Annotated in this window: 2 protein-coding genes; one reads left to right on the forward strand and one right to left on the reverse strand. The window is 72.3% G+C overall.

Going from position 1 to position 1447, the window contains the following annotated elements:
- Positions 1 to 667 (forward strand): MFS transporter (locus tag G6030_RS03745; protein ID WP_241724134.1); only part of this gene is annotated, 667 nt, incomplete at its 5' end.
- Positions 668 to 707: 40 nt separating this feature from the next.
- Here G6030_RS03745 and G6030_RS03750 read toward each other — a convergent pair.
- A complete protein-coding gene (locus tag G6030_RS03750) occupies positions 708 to 1337 on the reverse strand; it encodes a DUF1707 domain-containing protein (RefSeq protein ID WP_182642249.1) in 630 nt (209 codons plus the stop codon).
- Positions 1338 to 1447 lie beyond the last annotated feature (110 nt).

Consider the following 1447-nt stretch of genomic DNA (forward strand, 5'->3'; position numbering starts at 1 on the left):
CCCCGCGACCGGTCGGTCTGACGCCGAGGCCGCCGCGACCGCGCCGGAGGCCGCACCCGCCGCGCCTGCCGAGTCGGGCGAGTCCATCTGGTCCCCGCGCCTGCGCCGCCGCACCGCCGCGTTGTGGATCGTGTGGTTCGGCATCAACTTCAGTTACTACGGCGCCTTCATCTGGCTGCCGAGCCTGCTCGTCTCGCAGGGCTTCGACCTGGTCAAGTCGTTCGGCTACACGCTCATCATCACGCTCGCCCAGCTGCCGGGCTACGCCGTGGCCGCCTGGCTCATCGAGGTCTGGGGGCGGCGGGTCACGCTCGCGGTGTTCCTCGTCGGCTCGGCGGTGGCGGCCGGACTGTTCGGCCTGGCGGACTCGCCGGCCACCATCATCGCCGCGGGTATGGCGCTGTCGTTCTTCAACCTCGGCGCGTGGGGTGCCCTGTACGCGATCGGCCCCGAGCTCTACCCCACCGCCACCCGCGGGTCCGGCACCGGCGCGGCGGCGGCGTTCGGGCGGATCGCCTCCATCATCGCGCCACTGCTCGTCCCGTTCCTGCTCGATCTGGGCGACACGGTGATGGTCTTCGGTGTGTTCGCGGCGGCCTTCGTCGTCGCCGCCCTGGCCGCCTTCACCCTTCCGGAGCGCAAGGGCGTCGCACTCGAGGACACCTGACCCCCGCGCAGGGCTTCCGGTGCGGCGGCGCGAGCGACGCTCAGTCGTGCTTCTCGCGCCCGTCGCCCAGCTCGCGGATCCGCTCCGACGCCGCGCGCAGGCGCTCCTCGCGCGCCTTCTCATCGGCCTTCTTCAGCTTCTCGTACGTCTTCTCCTCGGAATCGGTGTACCGCAGCGCCAGCCGCGGGATCCCCAACGTGAGCACCAGCGACGGCCACACGATCCACGCGTACTGCCAGTCCACCACGATCTGCAGGACGAGGAACGTGATGAGCGTCAGCCCGATCACCACGCCGTCCAGCGACTCGACCAGCTTGCCGCGGCGCCGCAGGTCCTCGAGGTCGGCGTCGGCGTCGCGGGTGGCCGGAGTCCGCGCGCCGGTGGGAGCCGGCACGAGAGAGGAGGGTGACGACGACGAGAGCGCGACCTCCCCGCCGCCCGCCGTGGCCGACTGGACGATCATGCCGTCGACTGACGTCAGCGGCGTCCCGCCGGGCAGGTCGGCGAACGAGTCGCGCAGCTGGCCGAGTGTGCGGGCCGCGGCCACGTCGCCGGAGCGGGCGTGGAATTGCGAGTCGTCCAGCCGGCCCGACGCGTAGTGGTCGCCGAGCACGGTGAGGGCGTGCAGCCGCTCGGCGTCGGAGAGCAGCAGGTCGTCGGACTCGGCCATGCCTGCAAGGCTATGACCGGCCACGACGCAGCGCTATAGGGAATCTCCCCGAATCGGCCCGCGGATCCGGGCACCGCGGCGTGCCGCGCTCGGAAACCGCGGCGTGCCGC

Source organism: Dietzia sp. E1, from assembly GCF_014145015.1.
Taxonomy (GTDB): domain Bacteria; phylum Actinomycetota; class Actinomycetes; order Mycobacteriales; family Mycobacteriaceae; genus Dietzia; species Dietzia cinnamea_A.

What these genes read in the sequence shown, in the direction of transcription:
- G6030_RS03750 (WP_182642249.1), bottom strand. Translation starts at nt 1,337, where the DNA reads ATGGCCGAGTCCGACGACCTGCTGCTCTCCGACGCCGAGCGGCTGCAC.